Genomic DNA, 25,836 nt, shown 5'->3' on the forward strand with positions numbered 1-25,836 from the left:
AGAATAAATGAGAATTGCAGATTATAGCGTGACCAAGGCAGTACTGGAGCGTCACGGTTTTACCTTTAAAAAATCCTTCGGGCAAAATTTCTTGACCGATACCAATATTCTTCAAAAGATTGTGGATACGGCTGAAGTTGATGACCAGGTCAATGTCATTGAAATTGGTCCAGGGATTGGTGCCTTGACGGAATTTTTGGCTGAGCGTGCGGCAGAAGTTATGGCCTTTGAGATTGACCACCGTTTGGTACCAATTCTAGCAGATACCCTGCGTGATTTTGACAATGTTACCGTAGTCAACGAGGATATTCTAAAGGTTGACTTGGCGCAGCATATCCAAAATTTTAAAAATCCTGACTTACCAATTAAGGTAGTGGCAAACTTGCCTTACTATATCACAACCCCTATTCTCATGCACTTAATCGAGAGTGGCATTCCTTTTAGTGAGTTTGTGGTCATGATGCAAAAAGAAGTGGCAGATCGTATCTCTGCTAAGCCAAATACCAAGGCTTACGGTAGCTTGTCAATTGCAGTTCAGTATTATATGACGGCCAAGGTTGCCTTTATCGTGCCTCGTACAGTATTTGTGCCAGCGCCCAACGTGGACTCAGCTATCCTGAAAATGGTGCGCCGTCCAGAACCAGCTGTAGCAGTTGAAGACGAGAACTTCTTCTTTAAGGTTTCCAAGGCTAGTTTCACCCATCGTCGCAAGACCTTGTGGAACAACTTGACAGGTTACTTTGGGAAAACTGAGGAGATCAAGGACAAACTGACAAAGGCTTTAGATCAAGCGGGCTTGTCACCGAGCGTACGTGGTGAAGCTCTGGGCTTAGAAGAATTTGCCAGTCTAGCAGATGCGCTTAAAGGACAAGGGCTCTAAGATGCAGGGACAAATCATTAAAGCCTTGGCTGGCTTCTACTATGTGGAGAGTGAGGGCCAGGTTTATCAAACACGCGCACGTGGAAATTTTCGAAAAAAAGGCCATACGCCCTATGTTGGGGATTGGGTAGATTTTTCTGCAGAGGAGAACTCAGAAGGCTATATTTTGGAAATTCATGAACGAAAAAATAGTCTGGTTCGCCCACCTATTGTCAATATTGACCAAGCCGTTGTTATTATGTCGGTTAAAGAACCTGACTTTAATAGCAATTTATTGGATCGCTTCTTAGTACTCTTAGAACATAAGGGCATTCATCCTATCGTCTATATTTCCAAGATGGACTTACTGGAAGATGGGGGAGAACTGGACTTTTACGAGCAGACCTATCGTGCTATTGGTTACGATTTTGTGACTAGTAAAGAGGAACTCTTGCTCTTGTTGACAGACAAAGTGACAGTCTTTATGGGGCAGACAGGTGTCGGGAAGTCAACCCTCCTTAATAAAATTGCACCTGACCTCAATCTCGAAACAGGAGAAATCTCAGACAGTCTGGGTCGTGGTCGTCATACTACTCGAGCTGTTAGTTTTTACAATCTCAATGGTGGTAAAATCGCAGATACACCAGGTTTTTCGTCGCTAGATTATGAAGTATCAAGTGCTGAAGAGCTGAACCAGGCCTTTCCAGAAATTGCTAGTGTCAGTCGCGACTGTAAGTTCCGTACTTGTACGCATACTCATGAGCCATCTTGTGCAGTGAAACCAGCAGTAGAAGAGGGCATCATTGCAAACTTCCGTTTCGACAACTATCTGCAATTCCTCAGTGAGATTGAAAATCGTAGAGAAACCTATAAAAAAGTCAGCAAAAAAATTCCAAAATAAGGAGAAACCTATGTCTCAATACAAGATTGCTCCGTCAATTCTGGCAGCAGATTATGCCAACTTTGAACGTGAAATTAAACGCCTAGAAGCAACTGGGGCAGAATACGCCCATATCGATATCATGGATGGTCACTTTGTACCTCAGATCAGCTTTGGTGCAGGTGTAGTCGAAAGTCTTCGACCTCATAGTAAGATGGTCTTTGACTGTCACTTGATGGTCTCTAACCCAGAACATCATTTAGAGGATTTTGCGCGTGCAGGAGCTGACATCATCAGCATCCATGTTGAAGCGACACCTCACATCCATGGAGCTCTTCAAAAGATTCGTTCTTTGGGAGTGAAACCTTCTGTAGTCATTAACCCTGGTACTCCTGTTGAGGCGATTAAACATGTCCTTCACTTAGTTGATCAAGTTTTGGTCATGACGGTTAATCCTGGATTTGGTGGGCAAGCTTTTCTGCCTGAAACCATGGATAAGATTCGTGAGTTAGTTGCCCTTCGTGAAGAAAAAGGACTGAACTTTGAGATTGAAGTGGATGGCGGGATTGATGATAAAACGATTGCTCAAGCCAAAGAAGCTGGCGCTACAGTTTTTGTAGCGGGATCTTATGTCTTTAAGGGAGATGTCAATGAACGAGTGCAAGCTCTCAGAAATCAACTGGACTAAAGCTGCAGTTTTTGCAGGGGGAGATTGCGGTCACTACCGGACAGATTTTGATTGCTATGTCGGTGTGGATCGAGGCTCACTCTGGGTATTGGAAGAAGAACTTCCTCTTGCTTTAGCAGTTGGGGATTTTGATTCTGTGACTGTAGAAGAGCGTCAGTTGATTCAAGAACGTGCCCAGCTCTTTGTCCAAGCTCAGCCAGAGAAGGATGATACCGATCTGGAACTAGCACTGTTAACGATTTTTGAAAAAAATCCTCAGGCTCAGGTGACCATTTTTGGTGCCCTAGGTGGTCGTATTGACCATATGCTGGCCAATGTCTTTCTTCCCAGCAATCCCAAATTGGCACCCTATATGCGCCAAATAGAGATTGAGGATGGGCAAAACTTGATTAGCTATTGCCCAGAAGGGACCAGTCAGCTAGAACCACGTTCGGACTATAATTATCTTGCTTTTATGCCTGTTAGGGATAGTCAGTTGACTATTATCGGAGCCAAGTATGAGTTGACAGAGGAAAATTTTTTCTTTAAGAAAGTTTACGCTTCTAACGAATATATAGATAGGGAAGTTTCGGTGACTTGCCCAGATGGATATGTGGTTGTACTGCATAGCAAGGACAGGAGATAGGATGGAGATTATATTACTACTGTTACTAATTGCTAACCTAGCCGGCCTCTTTCTTATTTGGCAGAGGCAGGATAGGCAGGAGAAATACCTGACCAAAAGTTTAGAAGACCAGGCAGATAACCTTTCAGATCAGTTAGATTATAGATTTGAGCAAGCCAGACAGTCTAGTCAGCTTGACCAAAAAAATCTAGAAGTGGTTGTTAGCGACCGTTTGCAGGAGGTGCGAATCGAATTGCACCAAGGTCTGACTCAGGTTCGACAGGAGATGAATGAAAACCTTCTCCAAACCAGAGATAAGACTGACCAAAGACTACAGGCCTTGCAGGAGTCAAATGAGCAACGTTTAGAGCAGATGCGCCAAACGGTCGAGGAAAAGTTAGAAAAGACCTTGCAGACACGCTTGCAAGCGTCTTTCGAGACAGTTTCCAAGCAATTGGAATCTGTCAATCGCGGCCTTGGAGAAATGCAGACGGTTGCCCGTGATGTCGGCGCTCTTAATAAGGTCTTATCTGGTACAAAAACTCGAGGAATTCTAGGAGAATTACAACTGGGACAGATTATTGAAGATATCATGACACCTGCCCAGTATGAACGAGAATTTGCAACAGTTGAAAATTCGAGTGAGCGAGTCGAGTACGCCATCAAGTTGCCTGGGCAAGGTGACCAGGAATATGTTTATCTACCGATTGATTCTAAGTTTCCACTGGCAGCTTATTACCGCCTTGAAGAAGCCTATGAAGCAGGTGATAAGGAAGAAATCGAAAATTGTCGCAAATCACTCCAAACAAGCGTTAAGCGTTTTGCCAAAGATATCAAGAACAAGTACATTGCACCACCAAGGACGACCAATTTTGGAGTTTTGTTTGTTCCGACAGAAGGTCTTTACTCAGAAATCGTTAGAAATCCGATTTTCTTTGATGGTTTGAGACGGGAAGAGCAGATTATCGTTGCGGGACCAAGTACCTTGTCAGCCCTTCTCAATTCCCTATCTGTTGGCTTCAAAACTCTAAATATCCAAAAGAGTGCCGACCATATTAGCCAAACTCTAGCCAACGTCAAAACCGAATTTGGCAAGTTTGGTGGTATTCTGGTTAAAGCGCAAAAACACCTCCAACATGCCACTGGTAATATTGATGAATTGTTAAACCGACGTACTTCAGCTATCGAGCGAACTCTCCGACATATTGAATTGTCAGAAGGTGAGCCTATGCTTGATTTGCTCCAGTTCCAAGAAGATGAGGAAGAATATGAAGATTAGTCACATGAAAAAAGATGAACTGTTCGAGGGCTTTTACCTGATCAAATCAGCCGATCTGAGACAGACGCGTGCTGGGAAAAATTACCTAGCTTTTACCTTCCAAGATGATAGTGGGGAAATTGAAGGGAAACTTTGGGATGCCCAACCTCATAACGTTGAGGCCTTTACCGCAGGAAAAGTTGTCCACATGCAAGGGCGTCGTGAAGTTTACAACAACACTCCACAGGTAAATCAAATCACCCTTCGCTTACCTCAGCCTGGCGAACCTAATGATCCAGCAGACTTCAAGGTCAAATCGCCAGTGGATGTTAGGGAAATCCGTGAGTATATGGCACAGATGATTTTCAAGATTGAAAATCCCATCTGGCAACGAATCGTTCGGGCCCTCTATACCAAATATGATAAAGAATTTTATTCTTATCCAGCTGCTAAGACCAACCACCATGCCTTTGAAACAGGGCTTGCTTATCATACAGCGACTATGGTTCGTTTAGCAGAGGCAATTGCAGATGTCTACCCACAGCTCAATAAGAGCTTGCTCTACGCTGGAATTATGTTGCATGACCTGGCTAAGGTTATTGAGTTAACAGGTCCGGACCAGACAGAGTATACAGTGAGAGGAAATCTTATCGGGCATATCGCCTTGATTGATAGCGAGATTACCAAAGCAGTTATGGAACTTGGTATCGATGACACTCGAGAAGAAGTGGTGCTTCTGCGCCATGTGATTCTCAGTCACCATGGATTACTCGAGTATGGTAGTCCAGTTCGTCCTCGTGTGATGGAAGCTGAAATTATTCATATGATTGATAATTTGGATGCGAGTATGATGATGATGTCAACAGCTCTGGCTCTTGTTGATGAGGGGGAAATGACCAATAAGGTCTTTGCAATGGACAATCGTTCCTTCTACAAGCCAAAATTAGACTAGAAACTAAAAAAATGAGCTTTATTTAGACGATAAAGTTCGTTTTTTTTGCTTTAGTGTGTTATAATGAGAAAAAGACTAATTAAAAAGAATGGTGAATAACTAATGAAATTAAGAAGAAGTGATCGGATGGTTGTTATTTCCAATTATTTGATTAACAATCCATACAAATTAACCAGTCTCAATACCTTCGCGGAAAAGTATGAATCTGCCAAATCTTCTATTTCAGAAGATATTGTCATTATTAAGCGCGCCTTTGAAGAAATTGAAATCGGCCATATTCAAACGGTGACAGGTGCTGGTGGTGGAGTTATTTTCACACCATCTATCTCTACCCTTGAGTCCAAAACAATCATCCAAGAGCTTCGCGATAAACTTTCAGAGAGCGACCGCATTCTGCCAGGAGGCTACATTTATTTGTCTGATCTCCTTAGTACTCCGGCTATTTTAAAAAATATTGGACGCATTATTGCCAAGAGCTTTATGGACCAAAAGATTGATGCTGTTATGACGGTAGCGACCAAAGGGGTTCCGCTTGCAAATGCAGTAGCAAATGTTCTCAACGTACCTTTTGTCATTGTCCGTCGTGACTTGAAAATCACAGAAGGTTCAACTGTGAGTGTCAACTATGTTTCAGGTTCTAGCGACCGTATTGAAAAAATGTTCCTTTCAAAACGTAGCCTTAAAGCAGGAAGCCGTGTCTTGATTGTTGATGACTTCTTGAAAGGCGGAGGAACGATTAACGGTATGATTAGCCTTTTAACAGAGTTTGATTCTGAGTTAGCTGGTGTAGCTGTCTTTGCTGATAATGCGCAGGAAGACCGTGAACAGCAGTTTGACTACAAATCACTCTTAAAAGTTACCAATATTGATGTGAAGAACCAACAAATTGAAGTTGAAGTTGGGAACATCTTCGAAACAGAAAAATAAGAGAGAATAAGATGCTTAAAGGTTGGAACTTTCGTCCCAGCCTTTCTTTGATAATGAACATGAAGGAGCCCTATGAAGACGCCATTTATTAAACGTGAAGACTTAGAAAAGATTGTTGAAGAGTTTCCAACTCCATTCCATCTCTACGATGAAAAAGGTATTCGCGAGAAAGCACGCGCAGTTAATGAAGCTTTCTCTTGGAATAAAGGCTTTAAAGAATACTTCGCAGTTAAGGCAACCCCAACCCCTGCTATCTTAAAAATCCTACAAGAAGAAGGATGTGGAGTGGATTGTTCTAGTTATGTAGAACTCTTAATGAGTCACAAACTAGGATTTGCCGGTTCCGAAATGATGTTCTCATCGAACAATACTCCGGATAGAGAGTATACTTATGCCCGCAAATTAGGGGCGACGATCAACTTGGATGCCTTTGAAGATATTGAGCATTTAGAACGTGCAGCAGGCATCCCTGAGATTATCTCATGCCGTTACAATCCTGGTGGCTTATTTGAACTAGGAACGGATATTATGGATAATCCTGGTGAAGCTAAGTTCGGGATGACTAAGGAACAGCTCTTTGAAGCTTTTGCTATCTTGAAAGAAAAGGGAGCAAGAACTTTTGGGATTCATTCCTTCCTAGCTTCTAATACTGTGACTCATCTCTATTATCCAGAATTGGCGCGCCAGCTTTTCCAGTTAGCCGTTGAAATCAAGGAAAAATTAGGAATTTCCCTTGATTTTATCAATCTTTCTGGAGGAATCGGGGTCAACTATCGTCCGGACCAGGAGCCAAATGATATTGCTTTAATTGGTGAGGGTGTTCGTCAGGTTTATGAAGAAGTTCTTACGCCAGCAGGTCTTGGTCAAGTTAAGATTTTTACAGAACTAGGACGCTTTATGTTAGCGCCTCATGGAACTCTAGTGACTAAAGTAACCCATAAAAAGAAAACCTACCGAACTTATCTCGGAGTAGATGCATCAGCTGTCAATCTTATGAGACCGGCTATGTATGGAGCTTATCACCACATCACCAATATGATGAATCCTGACGGTCAGACGGAAGTCGTTGATGTTGTTGGCTCTCTTTGTGAAAACAACGACAAGTTTGCAGTTAATCGTGAACTACCTCAAACAGAAATTGGTGATTTGTTAGTCATTCATGATACAGGTGCGCATGGCTTCTCTATGGGCTACCAGTACAATGCCAAACTTCGTTCAGCAGAGGTCCTCTATACAGAGGACGGTAGTGCACGACTAATCCGTAGAGCAGAGCGACCTGAGGACTATTTTGCAACTCTCTATGGATTCGACTTTGACAAGGATTAGAAGAATTTTTGAAAATCATGAAAGTTGAAAGTGAAAAACAGTTTGTTTTCTAAAAAATAGACAAAATCTGTGGTTTTTCTTTTCAGGCATGATATAATAAAGCTATAAAACGGTTTCAAGGAAGGTGACGTGATGTCTGAAGAAACAATTGACTATGGACAAGTGACAGGAATGGTGCATTCGACAGAGAGTTTTGGGGCGGTAGATGGCCCTGGGATTCGTTTTATTGTCTTTTTGCAGGGCTGTCAGATGCGTTGCCAATATTGCCATAACCCTGACACGTGGGCGATGGAAACCAATAAATCTCGTGTACGAACAGTAGATGATGTTCTAGAAGAAGCGCTTCGTTATCGTGGTTTCTGGGGAGACAAGGGAGGCATCACAGTCAGTGGAGGAGAAGCTCTCTTGCAGATTGATTTCCTAATTGCTCTCTTTACAAAAGCAAAAGAAAAAGGTATCCACTGTACCTTGGATACTTGTGCCCTTCCATTCCGTAATAAGCCACGTTATTTAGAGAAATTCAACAAACTCATGGCTGTGACAGACTTGGTTCTTCTTGATATCAAGGAAATCAACGAAGCACAACACAAGATTGTAACCAGTCAAACCAATAAAAATATCTTGGCATGTGCTCAGTACTTGTCAGATATTGGGAAACCTGTTTGGATTCGTCACGTTCTTGTGCCTGGATTGACAGACCGTGATGAAGATTTGATTGAACTTGGGAAGTTCGTAAAAACTCTTAAAAACGTTGATAAGTTTGAAATCCTACCCTACCATACTATGGGAGAATTCAAATGGCGTGAACTTGGGATTCCGTATTCACTCGAAGGGGTTAAACCTCCAACAGCAGATCGTGTGAAGAACGCTAAGGAATTGATGGATACAGAAAGTTATCAAGATTACATGAAACGTGTACATGGATAAAAAGAAGCCTGATGGGAACATCGGGCTTTTCTGATACAAAAAAAGCTTAGCTCGAATGCTAAGCCTTTTATTTTTTATCTAGAATGTTGTTTTCCAGAATTGCGTTTTTTATTTTTCTTCTTAGCAGAAGTTGAGATAACTGCTGCTGATTCAGGAGTTACATCTTTACGAGCAGCTGAAGTTTTGCTTGCTTTTGGTGGGTTCTTGGCATATTCTTCACGTACTTTTTTACGAAGTTTTGGACGAATGATGTAGTTGACGATGAATTGTTGAAGGATCATCATGAAACCACCGACAACCCAGTAAAGCGTAACGCTGGCTGGTGAGAAAATTGAGAACATGACAATCATCATCGGACTCATGTAAATCATCTTCTTGAGTTGTTCTCTTTGAGTCTCGTCTTCAACTCCGTGTAGTGAAAGGAGCGATTGGACGTAGTAGAGAACACCTGCACAGGCGATAAGAATCCAACTTGGAGAACCAAGTGCGATTCCTAAGAAGCTAGCTTCAGCAACACCTTCTGTATGTTGAGCAGCAAAGTAGATAGCTGAGAAGAAGGGCATTTGGATGAGGAGAGGGAAACATCCTACTCCGCCAAACATGCTGATACCGTGCTCTTTTTGAGCAGCAAAGAGAGCTTGTTGGGCTTCCAGTTTTTCTTCTTGAGTAGTTGCTTCTTTGAGACGAGTCTGATGTGGCTCAAGAACATGCTTGAGGGCGTTCATCTTTTCAGAATGAAGCGTTGCCTTCCATGATTGGTAGATCCCAAGTGGCAAAATAATCAAGCGGACGATAATGGTTACGATAATAATAGCGACCCCGAAGCCTAGCCCTTTATCAGTAGCAAAGTACTTGATAGCTTCAGCCATAGGTGCTCCGATTGTATTCCAAATAAATCCTGTTGGTTGTCCTGTTGCTTTATCAACCTGGACACAGCCTGTTAAGACTAATAGCATGGCCACTCCCATGATAGAGAGGGCGATTCGTTTAATTGATTTCACTGTTTTAATTCCTTCTTAAAAATGATACCTTTCTATTCTACTGTTTTTTTTGAAAATATACAATAGTTCTAGAGACCTAATTTGCTACTTTGAAATCTGAATAGGATGGGAAGTTGCTCAATTGAACATCTAGATAGGTTACTTTTGAGAAGGGAGTAGGTCCTTTTCGGATTTCTTGGATGAACTTAGCCATGATAGCTGAAGACTCTGCTTGGGCAAGAATTTCAACGGTTCCGTCATCGTTGTTCCAGACACGTCCAGTGATTCCACCTATTTCGAGGGCAAGGGTATAGACGCCCCAGCGAAAGCCAACACCTTGGACGCGACCCTGTGCGATCATTTTGACCTTTTGCATACCAAACCTCCTTGATTGTGTTATAATATTTCTATGACTATTATAACCTCTAAAGCTAATTCTGTGGTAAAAAATGCCAAGAAATTGCATCAAAAAAAATATCGAAAATCTTCTTATTTAATTGAAGGATGGCATTTGTTCGAAGAAGCTATTCAGGCTGGTGCAAAGATAGAGAAAATATTTGCTCTAGTAGAGTATGGAGATAAACTCGTAGATTACCCTCAGACTGTCTTTGTGGCCGAAGAAATCTTGCTTGATTTAGCAGATTCACAAACTCCTCAGGGCATTGTAGCCATTGTTCAAAAGGAAGAAGAGCAGTTGCCGGATTTGAGCCAAGGGAAATATCTTTTCTTGGAAGACGTGCAGGATCCTGGAAATGTTGGCACAATGATCCGAACGGCAGATGCGGCAGGTTTTTCGGGAGTCGTTGTTTCAAGCAAGTCAGCAGATATTTATAGCTTGAAGACTCTTCGATCCATGCAGGGCAGTCATTTTCATTTACCGATTTATCGGATGCCTATTGAAACTTTTGTTGAAGAGGCTAAAAAGGGCAATTTACCAATTCTGGCAACTACTTTGTCCCAAAACTCTAAAGATTATCGTGAGCTTGCTCAGCTAGCAGATTTCGTCTTGGTTATGGGAAATGAAGGTCAAGGCATTAGTCCATTCATGACAAATCAGGCAGATCAACTGGTTCATATTACCATGAAAGGGCAAGCGGAAAGTCTCAACGTTGCCATTGCTGCAGGCATACTCATGTTTTATTTGAGTTAAATTGTTTTATTTTTGTTATAATAAGTAAAAAGATTTCATAAGGAGAAAAAGATATGAATCAAACAATTATTCAAGAACGTTCTGGTCTGAATCAATTTTATGCAAAAGTATATGCTTTTATCGGGATTGGGATTGCCTTATCTGCAATCGTTTCAGCCTTGATGTTAACAACCTTCCAAGATCTTCTTGTTCAGTTAATGCTTAACGCCCGCATATGGTTAATTGTCACAGGAATTGTAGAAGTAGCTCTAGTGATTTTTGCGAGTGGTTTAGCGGTAAAGAATAGTCCAGCAACCTTTCCAATATTCCTACTCTATTCAGCGGTCAATGGTTTTTCACTAAGCTTCATTGTGTCGCTCTATCTTCCTGGGACAGTTTTGACAGCCTTTATCTCCAGTGCAGCCCTCTTCTTCGTGATGGCTATCATAGGAGTAGTCATTAAAAAGGATTTGAGTGGAATCGGTCGTGCTTTGATTGCAGCCCTATTTGGTCTGATACTCGCCATGGTTGTCAATATTTTCCTAAATAGTGACCTAATGGATTACATTATTAGTATTGTTATGGTGCTTGTTTTTGCAGGTCTCATTGCTTGGGATAATCAAAAAATTCGTTATGTTTACGAAGAGTCAGATGGTCAGGTCGCTACAGGATGGGCAATTTCTTTAGCACTTAGCCTCTACCTCGACTTTATCAACCTCTTCCTTAGCTTCTTGCGTATCTTTGGACGTGACGATTAATAATTTTAGAGCTCAAATGAGCTCTTTTTTAATTTTTACTTTCATTTTTACTAGCAAAAGGGTATAATCTTTTTATTATTCAAAAGGAGGAACGTATGAAGAAAAGTTTTATCCATCAGCAAGAAGAGATTTCCTTTGTAAAAAATACCTTTACCCAATATTTAAAAGATAAGTTAGAAGTAGTAGAAGTGCAGGGTCCAATCTTGAGTAAGGTTGGGGATGGGATGCAGGATAACCTTTCAGGGATTGAACATCCAGTTTCAGTTAAGGTTTTGCAGATTCCTAATGAAACCTATGAAGTGGTGCATTCACTTGCTAAGTGGAAACGCCATACCTTGGCACGTTTTGGTTTTGGCGAGGGTGAAGGCCTCTTCGTTCACATGAAGGCCCTTCGTCCAGACGAAGATTCGCTAGATGCTACTCACTCAGTCTATGTAGATCAGTGGGACTGGGAAAAAGTTATTCCAAATGGACAGCGCAATCTTGCCTACCTTAAAGAAACGGTCGAAAAGATTTATAAGGCTATTCGTTTAACAGAGTTAGCAGTAGAAGCACGCTATGATATTGAGTCTATCTTGCCGAAGCAAATTACCTTTATCCATACAGAAGAGTTGGTTGAACGCTACCCAGACTTAACTCCAAAAGAACGTGAAAATGCTATTTGTAAGGAGTTCGGTGCGGTCTTCTTGATTGGTATCGGTGGTGTATTGTCAGATGGAAAACCTCATGACGGACGTGCGCCGGACTATGATGACTGGACAACAGAATCTGAAAATGGCTACAAGGGCCTAAATGGAGATATCCTTGTTTGGAATGATAATTTGGGTGCAGCCTTTGAATTGTCTTCAATGGGGATTCGTGTCGATGAAGACACTCTTCGTCGTCAGGTAGCTATTACAGGAGATGAAGACCGCTTGAGTCTAGAATGGCATAAGGCTCTCTTGAACGGACTTTTCCCTTTGACAATCGGTGGAGGAATTGGACAGTCTCGTATGGCCATGTTCTTACTTCGTAAGAACCACATCGGTGAAGTTCAAACCAGTGTTTGGCCACAAGAAGTCAGAGATACTTACGAGAATATTCTTTAATCAATCGAACCGAGAGGTTCGATTTTCTTATTTCATCAGAATTTGGTATAATATACCTTATGAAAATCGTATCAGGAATCTACGGAGGACGTCCTTTAAAGACCTTGGACGGGAAAACAACGAGGCCTACATCGGACAAGGTCCGCGGAGCTATTTTCAATATGATTGGCCCTTACTTTGAAGGAGGACGTGTGCTAGATCTCTATGCTGGTAGTGGGGGCTTATCCATTGAAGCGGTTTCAAGAGGGATGTCGAGCGCTGTCCTAGTTGAGAAGGATCGCCGAGCACAGAATATTGTGGCAGAAAACATTCAGATGACCAAGGAAACCTCTAAATTTCAATTATTGAAAATGGAATCCAGTCGCGCATTGGAGCAAGTGGATGGTGTCTTTGATCTCATCTTTTTGGATCCTCCCTATGCAAAAGAACAGATCGTATCCGACATTGAAAAAATGGCGGAGAGAAATCTTTTCTCAGAAGATGTCATGGTGGTCTGTGAGACCGATAAATCAGTAGAACTTCCAGAAGAAATCGCCTGTTTGGGCATCTGGAAGGAAAAAATATATGGGATTAGTAAGGTGACGGTTTATGTCAGATAAAATTGGGCTATTCACAGGTTCTTTTGATCCAATGACAAATGGGCATATGGATCTCATTGAGCGTGCAAGTAAGCTCTTTGATAAATTGTATGTGGGAATTTTTTATAATCCACACAAAAATGGATTTTTACCGATAGAAAGTCGGCTAGAGACGGTTGAAAAAGCGGTGGGACACCTAAAAAATGTCCAGGTCATATCCTCTCATGATGAATTAGTCGTTGATGTTGCTAGAAAACTGGGTGCAGAGGTCTTGGTGCGTGGTTTGCGTAACGCTGCGGATCTTCAGTATGAAGCCAGTTTTGATTTTTACAATCATCAATTAGCAAGAGAGATTGAGACAGTCTATCTCCATAGCCACCCAGAGCATGTCTACATCAGCTCTTCAGCTGTGAGAGAACTATTGAAGTTTGGTCAAGATATTAGCAAGTATGTACCAAATGCTGTCTTAAAGGAGTTAAAACATGAAGAAAAAAACTAGATGGCCCATATATTTAATCATCGGGCTCATTATCACTTTTATAGCTTTTACGGTACCACTTCCTTATTACATTGAGGTGCCAGGGACTTCAGAAGATATTCGAAAGGTTTTACAAGTCAATAACCAATCTGACCAAGAAGAAGGTTCTTACCAATTTGTGACGGTAGGAGTTAAACACGCCAGAATGGTGGACTTGGTTTATGCTTGGCTAACACCTTTTACGGATATTCGAAGTGCTAAAGAGATGACAGGTGGTTCTTCAGATGCAGAATTTATGCGAATCAACCAGTTTTACATGGAAACTTCGCAAAATATGGCCAAATATCAAGGTCTGAAGGCGGCGGGCAAGGAGATAGAACTCAAATATCTGGGAGTCTATGTTTTGACCGTAACAGATAACTCAACCTTCAAGGGTATTCTCAATATCGCTGATACAGTGACAGCTGTCAATGATAAGACTTTTGAGAGTTCCAAGGAAATGGTCGACTACGTTAATTCTCAAACGCTAGGTGACAAGGTTAAGGTTACTTATCAAGAAGATGGGAAAGTCAAAACCGCTGAAGGAAAAATCATTACTCTGGAAAATGGGAAAAACGGTATTGGAATCGGTTTGATTGACCGCACAGAAGTGTCAAGTGATGTGCCAATCAAGTTTTCAACTGCTGGCATTGGTGGTCCGAGTGCTGGAATGATGTTTAGTTTATCCATCTATACGCAAATTGCAGATCCAACTCTTCGAAATGGACGTATCATTGCTGGTACAGGAAGTATCGACAGAGATGGAAATGTTGGTGATATTGGTGGAATTGACAAAAAAGTTGTTGCTGCTGCAAAAAAAGGAGCTACTGTATTCTTTGCTCCTAACAATCCAGTAACTGAAGAAGCTAAAAAGGCCAATCCTAATGCTAAAAGTAATTATGACACGGCTGTAGAAGCTGCAGAAATGATTAAAACAGACATGAAGATTGTTCCTGTAAAAACACTTCAGGATGCAATTGATTACTTGAAAAACAACCCATAGAATATAGTGCAAGTCCATAGACTAGCGTAGAAAAAAAGAAGATGGTATAATAGGCAGATGATTCAATTGTTTTTTACCCTCAGTAGTCATATGTTTTTTGTCTACCTAGTTTTTCAACTTTTGAAAGATTTAGTCAAATGGGATCAAATTTTGAAGGTGACCAAGGACAATGCGAGGAAGGTACGACTTTTGGTAGTGTTGTGTAGTATCGGTTTAGGGTATCTAATCAGTTCTTTTTTCCTAAATCTCTACCAACTATGGCAAGAAGCCGTACGGACATTATTCTAAACTCGAAAGTAAAGGAAAATATTTATGGAAAAAATTGTAGTTCGAGGTGGCGATAATCGCCTTGTCGGAAGTGTTACAATTGAGGGCGCGAAAAATGCAGTTTTGCCACTGCTTGCGGCGACAATTTTAGCAAGCGAAGGAAAAACAGTTTTAAAAAATGTTCCTATCCTATCGGATGTCTTTACCATGAACCAAGTAGTTCGTGGATTAAATGCGAAAGTTAATTTTGATCAAGATGCACACATTGTTGAAGTGGATGCGACAGATGATATCACAGAAGAAGCTCCCTATAAGTATGTCAGCAAGATGCGTGCTTCTATTGTAGTCTTGGGTCCAATCCTGGCTAGGGTTGGTCACGCTAAAGTTTCGATGCCAGGTGGTTGTACGATCGGTAGTCGTCCGATTGACCTTCACCTTAAAGGTTTGGAAGCAATGGGGGCTAAGATCACCCAAACAGCTGGCTATATCGAAGCTAAGGCAGAACGCTTGCATGGAGCCCATATCTATATGGACTTTCCTAGTGTTGGGGCAACCCAAAACTTGATGATGGCTGCAACGCTAGCTGATGGCGTAACTGTTATCGAAAATGCTGCGCGTGAACCTGAAATTGTAGACTTGGCTGTCCTCTTGAATAAAATGGGAGCTAAAGTCAAAGGTGCGGGAACAGAGAGCATTACCATCACTGGTGTTGAAAACTTGCATGGAGCAACCCATAACGTTGTTCAAGACCGCATCGAAGCAGGGACATTTATGGTTGCTGCTGCAATGACAGGTGGAGATGTCCTGATTCAAGATGCTATCTGGGAACACAACCGTCCCTTGTTGGCGAAATTACAAGAAATGGGTGTTGAAGTCATCGATGAGGATGAAGGTATCCGCATCCGTTCTCAACGGGATAAACTGAAAGCAGTTCATGTCAAGACCTTACCACATCCAGGGTTTCCTACGGACATGCAGGCGCAGTTTACTGCTCTTATGACGGTTGCTCAAGGAGAATCAACTATGGTTGAGACAGTCTTTGAGAATCGTTTCCAACATCTAGAGGAAATGCGTCGCATGGGCTTGCATTCTGAGATTATCCGTGATACAGCTCGTATCGTTGGCGGGCAACCTCTCCAAGGGGCAGAAGTGCTGTCTACGGACCTTCGTGCCAGTGCAGCCTTGATCCTGACAGGTTTAATAGCTGAAGGTGAGACTGTTGTTGGAAAACTTGTCCATTTGGATAGAGGTTATTATCGTTTTCATGAAAAGTTAGCTCAGTTAGGAGCTAATATTGAACGGGTAAGTGTGGAAGCTGATGAAGATGAAGATGAATAAAGAAGTATCTTATGTGCTGCGTCGATTTCTTTTAGTCATCATTGTTTTACTTTTAGGTGTCTTAGCACTTGGAATTGGCTTGATGATTGGCTACGGTATCTTAGGCAAGGGCCAAGATCCATGGGCGATTTTAGCTCCAGAAAAGTGGCATGAGTTAATTGCGAAATTTACAGGGAAATAGGCTGGGGGACCAGTCTTTTTCTAGGAACAAAAACTAAGGAGAAAAGATGAATAAGAAAACAAGGCAGGCACTCATAGGTCTTCTGCTTTTCCTACTTTTGTCGGCAGGAAGTTACTACATAAAAGAAATGCAGGCTTCCAATGCTACACCGAAAACACAGGTTAACCAGAAATCCCAGTCGCTTGATACTCCAAGTCAAGAATTGGCAGAGAGTGTACTGACTGATTCGGTCAAAAAACAAATTAAGGGTACTCTTGAGTGGAATGGAGCAGGTGCCTTTATCATAAATGGGAACAAAACGAACTTAGATGCAAAGGTTTCAAGTAAACCCTATGCTGATAACAAGACAAAAACTGTAGGTGGGGAGACAGTTCCAACTGTGGCTAACGCCCTCATGTCAAAAGCAACAAGACAGTACAAAGACCGTGAAGAAACCGGGAATGGTTCAACTTCTTGGACCCCGGCAGGATGGCATCAGGTCAAAAACCTAAAAGGGACTTATAATCACGCTGTAGATAGAGGACATTTATTAGGCTATGCCTTGATTGGTGGTTTAGATGGTTTTGATGCATCTACTAGCAATCCCAAAAATATCGCTGTACAAACAGCCTGGGCCAACCAAGCACGCGCAGAAGATTCGACTGGACAAAACTACTATGAAAGTTTAGTTCGAAAGGCTTTGGATCAAAATAAGCGCGTGCGTTACCGTGTCACATTGCTCTACGCTACAGAAGAAGATTTGGTTCCTTCTGCATCTCAGATTGAAGCCAAATCATCTGATGGTGAATTGGAGTTTAACGTCGTAGTTCCTAACGTTCAAAAGGGAATTCAGTTAGATTACCGAACAGGAAAAGTAACTGTTACAAAGAACTAATAGATAGTCGGTCCCTTATTGTTTCGGTAGGGGATTTACTATAGAAATCACAATTTAATGTGTAGAAGTTGAAAAATATGGTATAATAGTCACAATTATACTTTTTAGGAGAAGGAAAATGGAAGACCCGAGCAGTCAGGATTTGTTACTGCAATTTGTATTATTAGTTGTTTTGACCTTTTTAAATGCTTTTTTCTCTGCTACAGAGATGGCTATGGTTTCTCTTAGTCGCTCACGTGTTGAACAAAAGGCTGAAGAGGGAGATAAACGCTATATCCGTTTGCTAAAGGTACTTGAAAACCCCAATCACTTTTTATCAACCATTCAAGTTGGTATTACTTTAATTACAATCTTGTCAGGGGCTAAACTAGCAGACTCTCTAGGACAATTGATAGCCTCATGGATGGGAAATAGCGAAACTGCGCACGCAATCGCAAGTTTCCTATCACTTGCTTTTTTGACATATATTTCTATCGTTTTTGGTGAACTTTATCCTAAACGCATTGCTCTAAATCTTAAGGATGCCTTGGCAATCCGAACTGTACCATTTATTATTGCTCTCGGTAAGATTGTGAGTCCCTTTGTTTGGTTGCTATCTGCATCAACCAATCTTTTGAGCCGTTTGACGCCGATGACATTTGACGATGCAGACGAAAAAATGACTCGTGATGAGATTGAGTACATGCTGACTAAAAGCGAAGAAACTTTGGATGCTGATGAAATCGAGATGTTGCAGGGGATTTTCTCACTAGATGAGCTTATGGCGCGTGAAGTTATGGTTCCTCGAACAGATGCCTTCATGGTAGATATCCAAGATGACACTCAGACCATTATCGAAAGTATCTTAAAACAAAACTTTTCTCGAATTCCTGTTTATGACGGCGATAAGGACAATGTCATTGGTTTGATTCATACAAAGAGTCTCCTTAAAGAAGCCTTTGTCAGTGGGTTCGATAATATCGTCTGGAAGCGAATCTTACAAGATCCACTCTTTGTGCCTGAAACCATTTTTGTGGACGATTTGTTAAAAGAACTGAGAAATTCACAAAGACAGATGGCTATTCTTCTTGATGAATATGGTGGTATGGCTGGTCTAGTTACACTAGAGGATCTCCTTGAAGAGATTGTCGGTGAGATTGATGATGAAACTGACCGTGCTGAAGTTTATGTTCATACTATCGGCGAGGACACTCATATTGTCCAAGGGACAATGAATTTGAACGATTTCAATGATTATTTTGATGTCGAGCTTGAAAGTGACAATGTAGATACAATTGCTGGATACTATTTGACTGGTGTGGGAACTATCCCAACATCAGAAAAACTCAGTTATGAGTTAGATAGTGGCAACAAGCATATCACCTTGACAAATGACAAGGTAAAAAATGGTCGTGTAACCAAGCTTAAGGTTCAAATCCAAGAACTTGAATCAGAAGAAGAAACTGAATAAAACAAAAGCTTTATCAGAGAAGACTGATAAAGCTTTTTAAGTGCAAAAAAGAAAAGACTCCGTTAGGAGTCTTCGTTTATATAGAGGCGGTAGACGGATTTGAACCGACGATCAAGCTTTTGCAGAGCCGTGCCTTACCACTTGGCTATACCGCCTTAACTTTTATTATTATACCTTGAAAATTGTTTCTCGTCAATAGTTTTCTTTTCTGAAAACATAAGATTCAAATGTTTAAAAAAACATGCGACAAAATATTCTGAAAATTCGTTTACTTTTTGTAAAAACTGTGGTATAATCTTCAATATCCACAATTTAAAACGAGGAGTTTATAAATATGAAAAAAAGTCGGATTCTTGCAGTAGCAGGAGTATCCTTACTTGCAGTAGGAGTACTTGCTGCATGTTCAAATACAAATTCAAATGCAGGCTCAAGCAATACAAAATTAGCATCAGACTATAAATACGTTTATTCAGTTGATCCTGAAACATTGGATTACGTTGTTAACAACGTTGATTCTACTTCTTTTGTAACGACAAATGCGGTAGATGGTTTGCTTGCTAACGATAAATATGGCAACCTTGTACCATCGATTGCTGAATCATGGACAGTTTCACAAGACGGTTTGACTTACACTTATAAAATCCGTAAGGATGCTAAGTGGGTTACTGCTGAAGGAGAAGAATACGCTCCTGTTAAAGCCCAGGACTTTGTGACAGGTTTGAAACACGCGGTAGAAGGCAAATCAAAAGGTTTGTCAGTTATTAGTTCATCAATTAAAGGACTCAACGCTTACATTAATGGTGAAACAAACGACTTTTCAACGGTTGGTGTAAAAGCAGTTGACGACAACACTCTTGAATATACATTGAACCAACCAGAAACTTTCTGGAATGACAAAACAACAAACGGCGTGATGATGCCAATTAACGAAGATTTCCTTAAATCAAAAGGGGAAAGCTTTGGTGCACCTACAGATCCATCTTCTATTTTGTACAATGGACCATTTGTTTTGAAATCAATCACAGCTAAATCATCAATTGAAATGGCTAAGAACGACGCTTATTGGGATAAAGATGCTGTTAAAATTCAAAACATCAAATTTACTTACTGGGATGGTAAAGACCAAGATGTTGTTGCCAAAGGATTCTCAGAAGGACAATACAGTAAAGCTCGTATCTATCCTACTAGTTCAACATATGAAAAATATGCGTCTGAGTTCAAAGATAATATCTTCTTTAATGAACCAGGATCAGCTATCGCTACTGTAAGTGTGAACTATGGTCGTACAACTTATAACCATACTTCAAAAACAACAGATAGCCAAAAAGAATCTACAAGAAAAGCTTTGCTAAACAAGGAATTCCGTCAAGCTCTTAACTTTGCGGTAGACCGTAATTCATACTCGGCTCAGACAAATGGTACAGAGGGAGCTGCGGTTGGAATCCGTAATACTTTCTCACCATATGATCTTCAAGTTGGGGACAAACAGTTTGGTAAACTTGTAGAAGAAAGTCTTGCGAAGACAAACTCAAGCACATGGTCAAACGTATCGCTTGCTGATTCGCAAAATGGTCTCTACAACGAAGAAAAAGCTAAAGCTGCCTTTGCAAAAGCAAAAGAAAGCTTGAAAGCAGAAGGGGTAGAATTCCCAATTCACTTGGATGCTCTAACAATCCAAGAGTCTACAGCAGTTGTAAACCGTGTTCAATCACTTAAACAGTCTATTGAAAACGTACTTGGAGCTGACAATGTTGTCATCGATCTTCAACAAATGACTCAAGCAGAAGCATTACCACTTTCATTTAGTGCTCCAACAGCTAAAGAACAAGACTGGGATATTCATACCTTGACTGGATGGAATCCTGATTACCAAGATCCATCAACTTTCTTAGACCAGTTCACGATTAAAGGCGGTAATACTCGTTTGATTATGGGTATCGATAAAGATACTGATGCATCAGTTATCCAAAAACTTGGTTTGTCTGACTATGAAAAATTACTTGATGAAGCAAACAAAGAAAATCAAGACGTTCAAAAACGTTATGAAAAATATGCCCTTGCACAAGCTTGGTTAACAGACAACGGTTTGACAATTCCTGTAATGGCAGGTCCGAAAGAAACTGCTGTATCATTTGTATCTAAAGTTATTCCATTTACTTCTTCATACTCAGTTGCGGGTCTTAAAGGAGAAACCTCAGGTTACTTGAAGTACACTGAAGTTGGTGAAAAACCTATTACAAAAGAAGAATACCAAAAAGCTCGTGAAAAATGGATCAAAGAAAAAGCTGAATCAAATGAAAAAGCTCAAAAAGAATTAGCGAGCCACGTGAAATAAATAATGCTCATCAGAACTTTCTCTCCAAAAGGAGAAGGTTCTTTTGGGATTTTAAAGGAAATAATATGAAAAAATATGTTTTTATGCGTATCTTGCGGTCGTTAGTTTCTATCTTTTTAGTAACGACCTTGATTTACACAATCATCTATACGATGGTTCCACGGAAGTTGATCTTCAAACAAGATACTAACTACAATAAAATTGCAACAACAGCTGATAAACGTGATAACTATGAAAATACCGTTTTTGAGCGTATGGGGTATATCGAATATTACGATACGAAAGAGTTGCAGGAAAAAGCTAGTAGCATTGACCCTTCTGTAACCGTTGATGCAAACGATACAAATAAAGCTATCTACGAAAAATATATCCAACAACTTGGTAACGGTTGGACTTTGGGTGTATTCACAGAGAGCGGACAATTCTATGCTACTCGTGAAATCCCTATTTTCGAGCGTGTGTTCAAATTCTATGCAAACTTGCTTGACATTGACCATACAAACAAGATTCAAGACCCGGAAAATCCTAATTTAGAGCGTTATTTGCGATTTGAAAACGATCCGGCTATTGGATGGTCTCTAGTAGGTTCAGGGACTAAACATAAATACCTCTTGTACTTCAACAGTCAATTCCCATTTGTTCACCAAAACTTTGTCAACTTGAACTTAGGAGATTCTTACCCAACTTATGCCAATACTCCTGTTCTTCAAGTTATCACACAAGGTCAAGGACAAACCAAGACTTCAGAAGTTCAATTCCCAACTGGTAAGAAAACATCATCAGTTAACATTTACTCAAGAACCTACAAATCTCCAAGTCAAGCAGATGCACGTGAAGTAGCAAACTATGGTAAGGATGATCCTTATACAGCTACTGAAAGTAATTATCAATATCCTTCAATGATTACAAGCTCTGCTATCACAGGTTTGATTGGTCTTGCTATTTCATACGCGATTGCAATTCCACTTGGTTCTGCAATGGCTCGTTACAAAAATACATGGATTGATAGTTTCTCTACAGGAGCTTTGACCTTCTTACTTGCTCTTCCAACGATTGCCCTTGTATACATCATTCGTTTGATTGGTTCTTCAATTGGATTCCCAGATTCATTCCCTATCTTGGGTGCTGGAGACTGGCGTTCATATGTTTTACCTGTAGTGATTTTGGGCTTGTTGGGTGCACCTGGTATGGCAATTTGGATTCGTCGTTACATGATTGACTTACAATCTCAAGACTTCGTTCGTTTTGCACGTGCAAAAGGTCTATCTGAGAAAGAAATTTCAAACAAACACATCTTTAAGAACGCTATGGTACCACTCGTTTCAGGTATTCCAGGTTCTATTATTGGTGTTATCAGTGGAGCAACTCTTACAGAAACAGTCTTCGCTTTCCCTGGTATGGGTAAAATGCTGATTGACTCTGTAAAAGCATCAAACAACAATATGGTTGTTGGTCTTGTCTTTATCTTTACATGTATTTCTATCTTCTCATTATTTGTAGGGGATATTTGGATGACTATGATTGACCCACGTATTAAACTGACAGAGAAAGGAGGCAAATAATGTCTACAATTAGTAATGATAAATTTCAATTTGTAAAACGTGATGATTTTGCCTCTGAAGCAATTGATACTCCTGCTTATTCATACTGGGGTTCTGTCTTTAGACAGTTTTTGAAGAAAAAATCAACAGTCATCATGCTCGGTATCTTGATTGCCATCGTTTTGATGAGTTTCATCTATCCAATGTTCTCAGATTTTGACTTTAACGATGTAAGTAAGGTAAATGATTTTAGTGCTCGCTATATCAAACCGAATGGTGAATATTGGTTCGGTACAGATAGTAACGGGAAATCTCTCTTTGATGGTGTCTGGTTTGGAGCTCGTAACTCTATCTTGATTTCTGTAATTGCGACCTTTATCAACCTTGTTATCGGTGTGATTGTAGGTGGAATCTGGGGTATTTCAAAATCAGTAGACCGTATCATGATGGAAGTCTACAACGTTATCAACAATATTCCATCGCTATTGATCGTTATCGTTTTGACTTACTCTATCGGAGCAGGTTTCTGGAACTTGATTTTTGCCATGAGTGTAACTACATGGATTGGTATTGCTTATTCAATCCGTATTCAAATCATGCGTTATCGTGATTTGGAATATAACCTTGCTTCTCAGACGCTGGGGACACCAACTTATAAAATTATAGTAAAAAATATTATGCCTCAGTTGGTATCTGTTATCGTGACGACTTTGACACAAATGCTGCCAGCCTTTATCTCGTATGAAGCTTTCCTTTCATTCTTTGGACTCGGATTGCCGATTACAGTTCCAAGTTTGGGACGTTTGATCTCAGATTATTCTCAGAACGTAACGACAAATGCCTACCTCTTCTGGATTCCATTGACAACTTTGGTCTTGGTTTCTTTATCACTATTCATTGTTGGACAAAACTTAGCCGATGCTAGTGATCCACGTACACATAGATAGGAGTAGAAATGACGAATAATAAAAATGTAATTTTATCTGCTCAAGATATTGTCGTGGAATTTGATGTTCGTGACAAAGTTTTGACCGCTATTCGCGGAGTTTCTCTTGAGTTGATTGAAGGAGAAGTTCTTGCCTTGGTTGGAGAATCAGGTTCGGGTAAATCAGTTTTGACAAAAACTTTTACAGGAATGTTAGAAGAAAACGGGCGTATCGCTCAGGGGAGCATCGATTACCGTGGACAAGACCTAACAGCACTTTCGTCTCACAAAGATTGGGAACAAATTCGTGGGGCTAAGATTGCAACTATCTTCCAAGATCCTATGACTAGTTTGGATCCAATCAAAACAATCGGAAGCCAAATTACTGAGGTTATTATTAAACACCAAAGTAAAACAGCTAAAGAAGCAAAAGAAATGGCTATCGACTACATGAATAAGGTTGGTATTCCTGATGCTGAAAAGCGTTTTGAGGAGTATCCATTCCAATATTCTGGAGGGATGCGTCAACGTATCGTTATCGCTATCGCTCTTGCATGTCGTCCGGATGTTCTTATCTGTGATGAGCCAACAACTGCCCTTGATGTGACGATTCAGGCTCAGATTATTGACTTGTTGAAGTCTCTACAAAATGAATATCACTTTACAACAATCTTTATCACACACGACCTTGGTGTGGTAGCAAGTATTGCTGACAAAGTTGCGGTTATGTATGCTGGTGAAATCGTTGAGTATGGTACAGTTGAAGAAATCTTCTACGATCCACGTCACCCATACACATGGAGCCTCTTATCAAGTTTGCCACAGTTAGCTGATGATAAAGGAGAACTATATTCAATTCCAGGTACTCCTCCGTCACTATATACAGAATTAAAAGGTGATGCATTTGCTCTTCGTTCAGATTACGCAATGAAGATCGATTTTGAAGAAAAAGCACCTCAATTTGCTGTGTCAGATACTCATTGGGCTAAAACATGGTTACTTCATGATCAAGCACCAAAAGTTGCAAAACCAGCAGTAATTGCAGATTTACATGACAAGATTCGTGAGAGAATGGGTCTTGTTCATCTGGAAAACTAGGAGGAAGGAAATGTCTGAAAAATTAGTAGAAATTAAAGACTTAGAGATTTCCTTCGGTGAAGGAAGCAAAAAGTTTGTAGCTGTTAAAAATGCTAACTTCTTTATCAACAAAGGTGAAACATTCTCACTTGTTGGAGAATCAGGTAGTGGTAAAACAACAATTGGTCGTGCAATTATCGGTTTGAATAATACCAGCAAAGGTGATATCATCTTTGATGGTCAAAAAATTAATGGTAAAAAATCACGTACTCAAGCGTCAGAATTAGTCCGCCGAATCCAAATGATTTTCCAAGACCCTGCTGCTAGTTTGAATGAACGTGCAACAGTTGACTATATTATTTCTGAAGGTCTTTATAACTACCATCTATTTAAGGATGAGGAAGAAAGACAAGAAAAAGTTAAAAAGATTATCAGTGAAGTTGGACTTTTGGCTGAACATTTGACACGTTATCCTCATGAGTTTTCAGGTGGACAACGTCAACGTATCGGGATTGCCCGCGCTTTGGTTATGCAACCTGATTTCGTTATCGCGGATGAGCCAATTTCAGCCTTGGACGTTTCTGTGCGTGCCCAAGTTTTGAACTTGCTCAAGAAATTCCAGAAGGAATTGGGCTTGACCTATCTCTTTATCGCCCACGATTTGTCAGTAGTTCGTTTTATCTCTGATCGTATCGCGGTAATTTATAAGGGTGTTATTGTTGAAGTGGCTGAAACTGAAGAATTGTTTAACAATCCAGTTCATCCATACACACAAGCACTTTTATCAGCTGTGCCGATTCCAGATCCAATCTTGGAACGTAAGAAAGTTTTGAAAGTCTATGATCCAGACCAACATGACTACGAAACTGATAAACCGTCTATGGTTGAAATTCGTCCAGGACATTATGTTTGGGCTAACCAAGCAGAATTGGAACGCTATAAAAAAGATATGAACTAATGAAAAGTTTTATAATCTTCCTAGTATTATTCTAGAAAGGTTATGAAACTTTTTTATTTTGCAGATAAAAACTTGATAATCTATATAAATTTGATATACTGAATACAATAAGAACTAATCTGTTAGAAATGACATGAACTAGGGGAGAATCACATGGACAACCAACCAAATTTTTTTACAGGAATGGCTAGAATTATTGGGACATGCCTCTGGGTAAAAGGAATGGAAGTACTGACTGAGAAGAAGGAATCTGAGCCAAAAGCCCTAGAGGTTGCTAAATTTCTTGCGGCTTATAAAATGATATCTGCTCTGCCTTGGATTGCGGGACTTCCTAGAAAGGAAGAAAAAAAATGAAATTTATTTGGGATATTTTATTTTATATCCTAGTCAAGCCACTGATTACGATTGTAGAATTC

Annotated in this window: 28 protein-coding genes and 1 tRNA gene; 26 read left to right on the forward strand and 3 right to left on the reverse strand. The window is 40.4% G+C overall.

The features are described from left to right. The first annotated feature begins 7 nt into the window (after positions 1-7). The 9 genes from rsmA to pflA all read left to right on the forward strand — a co-directional run bounded on the left by rsmA (position 8) and on the right by pflA (position 8,421). Entirely contained in the window at positions 8-880 is an 873-nt protein-coding gene (gene rsmA, locus AB8E63_RS00180; RefSeq protein WP_247912864.1) for a 16S rRNA (adenine(1518)-N(6)/adenine(1519)-N(6))-dimethyltransferase RsmA, read from the forward strand. Position 881: 1 nt separating this feature from the next. Next, the gene (rsgA, locus tag AB8E63_RS00185; protein WP_247912893.1) at positions 882-1,760 is read left to right on the forward strand and encodes a ribosome small subunit-dependent GTPase A; all 879 of its coding nucleotides are present in this window, start codon (positions 882-884) and stop codon (positions 1,758-1,760) included. 10 nt (positions 1,761-1,770) lie between these two features. Beyond that, positions 1,771-2,427 carry a ribulose-phosphate 3-epimerase gene (rpe, locus tag AB8E63_RS00190; protein WP_368909428.1) on the forward strand — a complete coding sequence of 219 codons (657 nt, stop codon included), beginning with the start codon at positions 1,771-1,773 and terminating at the stop codon, positions 2,425-2,427. Next, positions 2,390-3,052: a thiamine diphosphokinase gene (locus AB8E63_RS00195; protein ID WP_368909429.1), complete on the forward strand. Its 663-nt coding sequence runs from the start codon at positions 2,390-2,392 to the stop codon at positions 3,050-3,052. The genes rpe and AB8E63_RS00195 overlap by 38 nt, the downstream gene beginning before the upstream one ends. Position 3,053: 1 nt before the next feature. Further along, entirely contained in the window at positions 3,054-4,310 is a 1,257-nt protein-coding gene (rmuC, locus tag AB8E63_RS00200; RefSeq protein ID WP_368909430.1) for a DNA recombination protein RmuC, read from the forward strand. Continuing rightward, a complete protein-coding gene (locus AB8E63_RS00205) occupies positions 4,300-5,241 on the forward strand; it encodes a 3'-5' exoribonuclease YhaM family protein (RefSeq protein WP_368909431.1) in 942 nt (313 codons plus the stop codon). Before rmuC ends, AB8E63_RS00205 begins: the two co-directional genes overlap by 11 nt. A gap of 102 nt (positions 5,242-5,343) precedes the next feature. Beyond that, positions 5,344-6,168, forward strand: coding sequence for a pur operon repressor (gene purR, locus AB8E63_RS00210; RefSeq protein ID WP_006147832.1), 825 nt, complete (start codon positions 5,344-5,346; stop codon positions 6,166-6,168). A gap of 72 nt (positions 6,169-6,240) precedes the next feature. Then, entirely contained in the window at positions 6,241-7,494 is a 1,254-nt protein-coding gene (locus AB8E63_RS00215; protein WP_368909432.1) for a diaminopimelate decarboxylase, read from the forward strand. A 132-nt stretch (positions 7,495-7,626) separates the two neighbouring features. Further along, positions 7,627-8,421 carry a pyruvate formate-lyase-activating protein gene (gene pflA, locus AB8E63_RS00220; RefSeq protein ID WP_004251620.1) on the forward strand — a complete coding sequence of 265 codons (795 nt, stop codon included), beginning with the start codon at positions 7,627-7,629 and terminating at the stop codon, positions 8,419-8,421. 74 nt (positions 8,422-8,495) lie between these two features. Here the strand turns inward: pflA and yidC are convergent, their stop codons facing one another. Both yidC and AB8E63_RS00230 read right to left on the reverse strand, forming a co-directional pair. Then, positions 8,496-9,422 (reverse strand): membrane protein insertase YidC, encoded by a 927-nt coding sequence (gene yidC / locus AB8E63_RS00225; RefSeq protein WP_368909433.1) that lies wholly within the window; start codon positions 9,420-9,422, stop codon positions 8,496-8,498. Positions 9,423-9,498: 76 nt separating this feature from the next. Beyond that, a complete protein-coding gene (locus AB8E63_RS00230) occupies positions 9,499-9,777 on the reverse strand; it encodes an acylphosphatase (RefSeq protein WP_004251635.1) in 279 nt (92 codons plus the stop codon). A 33-nt stretch (positions 9,778-9,810) separates the two neighbouring features. On the opposite strand from AB8E63_RS00230, the gene AB8E63_RS00235 reads away from it, so the two are divergent. The 11 genes from AB8E63_RS00235 to AB8E63_RS00285 all read left to right on the forward strand — a co-directional run bounded on the left by AB8E63_RS00235 (position 9,811) and on the right by AB8E63_RS00285 (position 18,584). Further along, positions 9,811-10,551: a TrmH family RNA methyltransferase gene (locus AB8E63_RS00235; RefSeq protein ID WP_368909434.1), complete on the forward strand. Its 741-nt coding sequence runs from the start codon at positions 9,811-9,813 to the stop codon at positions 10,549-10,551. Between the two features lie 53 nt (positions 10,552-10,604). Continuing rightward, positions 10,605-11,288: a Bax inhibitor-1 family protein gene (locus tag AB8E63_RS00240; protein WP_368909435.1), complete on the forward strand. Its 684-nt coding sequence runs from the start codon at positions 10,605-10,607 to the stop codon at positions 11,286-11,288. Positions 11,289-11,383: 95 nt separating this feature from the next. After that, complete coding sequence (gene asnA, locus AB8E63_RS00245) at positions 11,384-12,376, forward strand: aspartate--ammonia ligase (RefSeq protein WP_368909436.1); 993 nt, start codon at positions 11,384-11,386, stop codon at positions 12,374-12,376. A gap of 59 nt (positions 12,377-12,435) precedes the next feature. Then, entirely contained in the window at positions 12,436-12,975 is a 540-nt protein-coding gene (rsmD, locus tag AB8E63_RS00250) for a 16S rRNA (guanine(966)-N(2))-methyltransferase RsmD (protein WP_049494510.1), read from the forward strand. Further along, complete coding sequence (gene coaD / locus AB8E63_RS00255) at positions 12,965-13,453, forward strand: pantetheine-phosphate adenylyltransferase (protein ID WP_368909437.1); 489 nt, start codon at positions 12,965-12,967, stop codon at positions 13,451-13,453. Before rsmD ends, coaD begins: the two co-directional genes overlap by 11 nt. Continuing rightward, complete coding sequence (locus tag AB8E63_RS00260; protein WP_006147840.1) at positions 13,437-14,474, forward strand: SepM family pheromone-processing serine protease; 1,038 nt, start codon at positions 13,437-13,439, stop codon at positions 14,472-14,474. Before coaD ends, AB8E63_RS00260 begins: the two co-directional genes overlap by 17 nt. A gap of 57 nt (positions 14,475-14,531) precedes the next feature. Next, positions 14,532-14,762 (forward strand): DUF1146 family protein, encoded by a 231-nt coding sequence (locus tag AB8E63_RS00265; RefSeq protein WP_033587493.1) that lies wholly within the window; start codon positions 14,532-14,534, stop codon positions 14,760-14,762. A 24-nt stretch (positions 14,763-14,786) separates the two neighbouring features. Further along, on the forward strand, positions 14,787-16,079 hold the full coding sequence (gene murA / locus AB8E63_RS00270) for a UDP-N-acetylglucosamine 1-carboxyvinyltransferase (RefSeq protein ID WP_368909439.1): 1,293 nt from the start codon (positions 14,787-14,789) through the stop codon (positions 16,077-16,079). Beyond that, complete coding sequence (locus tag AB8E63_RS00275) at positions 16,066-16,260, forward strand: DNA-directed RNA polymerase subunit beta (protein ID WP_052689733.1); 195 nt, start codon at positions 16,066-16,068, stop codon at positions 16,258-16,260. Before murA ends, AB8E63_RS00275 begins: the two co-directional genes overlap by 14 nt. Before the next feature lie 46 nt (positions 16,261-16,306). Further along, positions 16,307-17,134, forward strand: a complete 828-nt coding sequence (locus tag AB8E63_RS00280; RefSeq protein ID WP_368909440.1) for a DNA/RNA non-specific endonuclease — start codon at positions 16,307-16,309, stop codon at positions 17,132-17,134. A 118-nt stretch (positions 17,135-17,252) separates the two neighbouring features. Beyond that, positions 17,253-18,584 carry a hemolysin family protein gene (locus AB8E63_RS00285; RefSeq protein WP_223333782.1) on the forward strand — a complete coding sequence of 444 codons (1,332 nt, stop codon included), beginning with the start codon at positions 17,253-17,255 and terminating at the stop codon, positions 18,582-18,584. A gap of 84 nt (positions 18,585-18,668) precedes the next feature. Here the strand turns inward: AB8E63_RS00285 and AB8E63_RS00290 are convergent. Then, positions 18,669-18,739: transfer RNA gene (locus AB8E63_RS00290), tRNA-Cys, on the reverse strand. A 179-nt stretch (positions 18,740-18,918) separates the two neighbouring features. Here AB8E63_RS00290 and AB8E63_RS00295 point away from each other — a divergent pair. The 6 genes from AB8E63_RS00295 to AB8E63_RS00320 all read left to right on the forward strand — a co-directional run bounded on the left by AB8E63_RS00295 (position 18,919) and on the right by AB8E63_RS00320 (position 25,774). Beyond that, positions 18,919-20,919: a peptide ABC transporter substrate-binding protein gene (locus AB8E63_RS00295; protein WP_368909441.1), complete on the forward strand. Its 2,001-nt coding sequence runs from the start codon at positions 18,919-18,921 to the stop codon at positions 20,917-20,919. Between the two features lie 65 nt (positions 20,920-20,984). Further along, positions 20,985-22,481, forward strand: coding sequence for an ABC transporter permease (locus tag AB8E63_RS00300; RefSeq protein WP_036752263.1), 1,497 nt, complete (start codon positions 20,985-20,987; stop codon positions 22,479-22,481). Beyond that, positions 22,481-23,407, forward strand: coding sequence for an oligopeptide ABC transporter permease OppC (gene oppC, locus AB8E63_RS00305; protein ID WP_036752266.1), 927 nt, complete (start codon positions 22,481-22,483; stop codon positions 23,405-23,407). The genes AB8E63_RS00300 and oppC overlap by 1 nt, the downstream gene beginning before the upstream one ends. An 8-nt stretch (positions 23,408-23,415) precedes the next feature. Further along, on the forward strand, positions 23,416-24,483 hold the full coding sequence (locus tag AB8E63_RS00310; protein ID WP_006151550.1) for an ABC transporter ATP-binding protein: 1,068 nt from the start codon (positions 23,416-23,418) through the stop codon (positions 24,481-24,483). Between the two features lie 10 nt (positions 24,484-24,493). Then, on the forward strand, positions 24,494-25,420 hold the full coding sequence (locus AB8E63_RS00315) for an ATP-binding cassette domain-containing protein (RefSeq protein ID WP_368909442.1): 927 nt from the start codon (positions 24,494-24,496) through the stop codon (positions 25,418-25,420). A 153-nt stretch (positions 25,421-25,573) separates the two neighbouring features. Then, positions 25,574-25,774 carry a mechanosensitive ion channel protein MscL gene (locus tag AB8E63_RS00320; protein WP_223333772.1) on the forward strand — a complete coding sequence of 67 codons (201 nt, stop codon included), beginning with the start codon at positions 25,574-25,576 and terminating at the stop codon, positions 25,772-25,774. Positions 25,775-25,836: the final 62 nt, after the last annotated feature.

This window comes from Streptococcus sp. oral taxon 061 (assembly GCF_964211575.1).
Taxonomy (GTDB): Bacteria; Bacillota; Bacilli; order Lactobacillales; family Streptococcaceae; genus Streptococcus.

Coding starts and splice junctions, on each gene's coding strand:
- AB8E63_RS00230 (WP_004251635.1), bottom strand. CDS start 9,777: ATGCAAAAGGTCAAAATGATCGCACAGGGTCGCGTCCAAGGTGTTGGC.
- AB8E63_RS00265 (WP_033587493.1), top strand. CDS start 14,532: ATGATTCAATTGTTTTTTACCCTCAGTAGTCATATGTTTTTTGTCTAC.
- rsmA (WP_247912864.1), top strand. CDS start 8: ATGAGAATTGCAGATTATAGCGTGACCAAGGCAGTACTGGAGCGTCAC.
- coaD (WP_368909437.1), top strand. CDS start 12,965: ATGTCAGATAAAATTGGGCTATTCACAGGTTCTTTTGATCCAATGACA.
- murA (WP_368909439.1), top strand. CDS start 14,787: ATGGAAAAAATTGTAGTTCGAGGTGGCGATAATCGCCTTGTCGGAAGT.
- AB8E63_RS00280 (WP_368909440.1), top strand. CDS start 16,307: ATGAATAAGAAAACAAGGCAGGCACTCATAGGTCTTCTGCTTTTCCTA.
- AB8E63_RS00315 (WP_368909442.1), top strand. CDS start 24,494: ATGTCTGAAAAATTAGTAGAAATTAAAGACTTAGAGATTTCCTTCGGT.
- AB8E63_RS00235 (WP_368909434.1), top strand. CDS start 9,811: ATGACTATTATAACCTCTAAAGCTAATTCTGTGGTAAAAAATGCCAAG.
- AB8E63_RS00285 (WP_223333782.1), top strand. CDS start 17,253: ATGGAAGACCCGAGCAGTCAGGATTTGTTACTGCAATTTGTATTATTA.
- AB8E63_RS00310 (WP_006151550.1), top strand. CDS start 23,416: ATGACGAATAATAAAAATGTAATTTTATCTGCTCAAGATATTGTCGTG.
- purR (WP_006147832.1), top strand. CDS start 5,344: ATGAAATTAAGAAGAAGTGATCGGATGGTTGTTATTTCCAATTATTTG.
- AB8E63_RS00260 (WP_006147840.1), top strand. CDS start 13,437: ATGAAGAAAAAAACTAGATGGCCCATATATTTAATCATCGGGCTCATT.
- AB8E63_RS00195 (WP_368909429.1), top strand. CDS start 2,390: ATGAACGAGTGCAAGCTCTCAGAAATCAACTGGACTAAAGCTGCAGTT.
- AB8E63_RS00240 (WP_368909435.1), top strand. CDS start 10,605: ATGAATCAAACAATTATTCAAGAACGTTCTGGTCTGAATCAATTTTAT.
- AB8E63_RS00300 (WP_036752263.1), top strand. CDS start 20,985: ATGAAAAAATATGTTTTTATGCGTATCTTGCGGTCGTTAGTTTCTATC.
- pflA (WP_004251620.1), top strand. CDS start 7,627: ATGTCTGAAGAAACAATTGACTATGGACAAGTGACAGGAATGGTGCAT.
- AB8E63_RS00215 (WP_368909432.1), top strand. CDS start 6,241: ATGAAGACGCCATTTATTAAACGTGAAGACTTAGAAAAGATTGTTGAA.
- oppC (WP_036752266.1), top strand. CDS start 22,481: ATGTCTACAATTAGTAATGATAAATTTCAATTTGTAAAACGTGATGAT.
- rmuC (WP_368909430.1), top strand. CDS start 3,054: ATGGAGATTATATTACTACTGTTACTAATTGCTAACCTAGCCGGCCTC.
- AB8E63_RS00320 (WP_223333772.1), top strand. CDS start 25,574: ATGGACAACCAACCAAATTTTTTTACAGGAATGGCTAGAATTATTGGG.
- AB8E63_RS00295 (WP_368909441.1), top strand. CDS start 18,919: ATGAAAAAAAGTCGGATTCTTGCAGTAGCAGGAGTATCCTTACTTGCA.
- AB8E63_RS00205 (WP_368909431.1), top strand. CDS start 4,300: ATGAAGATTAGTCACATGAAAAAAGATGAACTGTTCGAGGGCTTTTAC.
- asnA (WP_368909436.1), top strand. CDS start 11,384: ATGAAGAAAAGTTTTATCCATCAGCAAGAAGAGATTTCCTTTGTAAAA.
- AB8E63_RS00275 (WP_052689733.1), top strand. CDS start 16,066: ATGAAGATGAATAAAGAAGTATCTTATGTGCTGCGTCGATTTCTTTTA.
- rsmD (WP_049494510.1), top strand. CDS start 12,436: ATGAAAATCGTATCAGGAATCTACGGAGGACGTCCTTTAAAGACCTTG.
- rsgA (WP_247912893.1), top strand. CDS start 882: ATGCAGGGACAAATCATTAAAGCCTTGGCTGGCTTCTACTATGTGGAG.
- rpe (WP_368909428.1), top strand. CDS start 1,771: ATGTCTCAATACAAGATTGCTCCGTCAATTCTGGCAGCAGATTATGCC.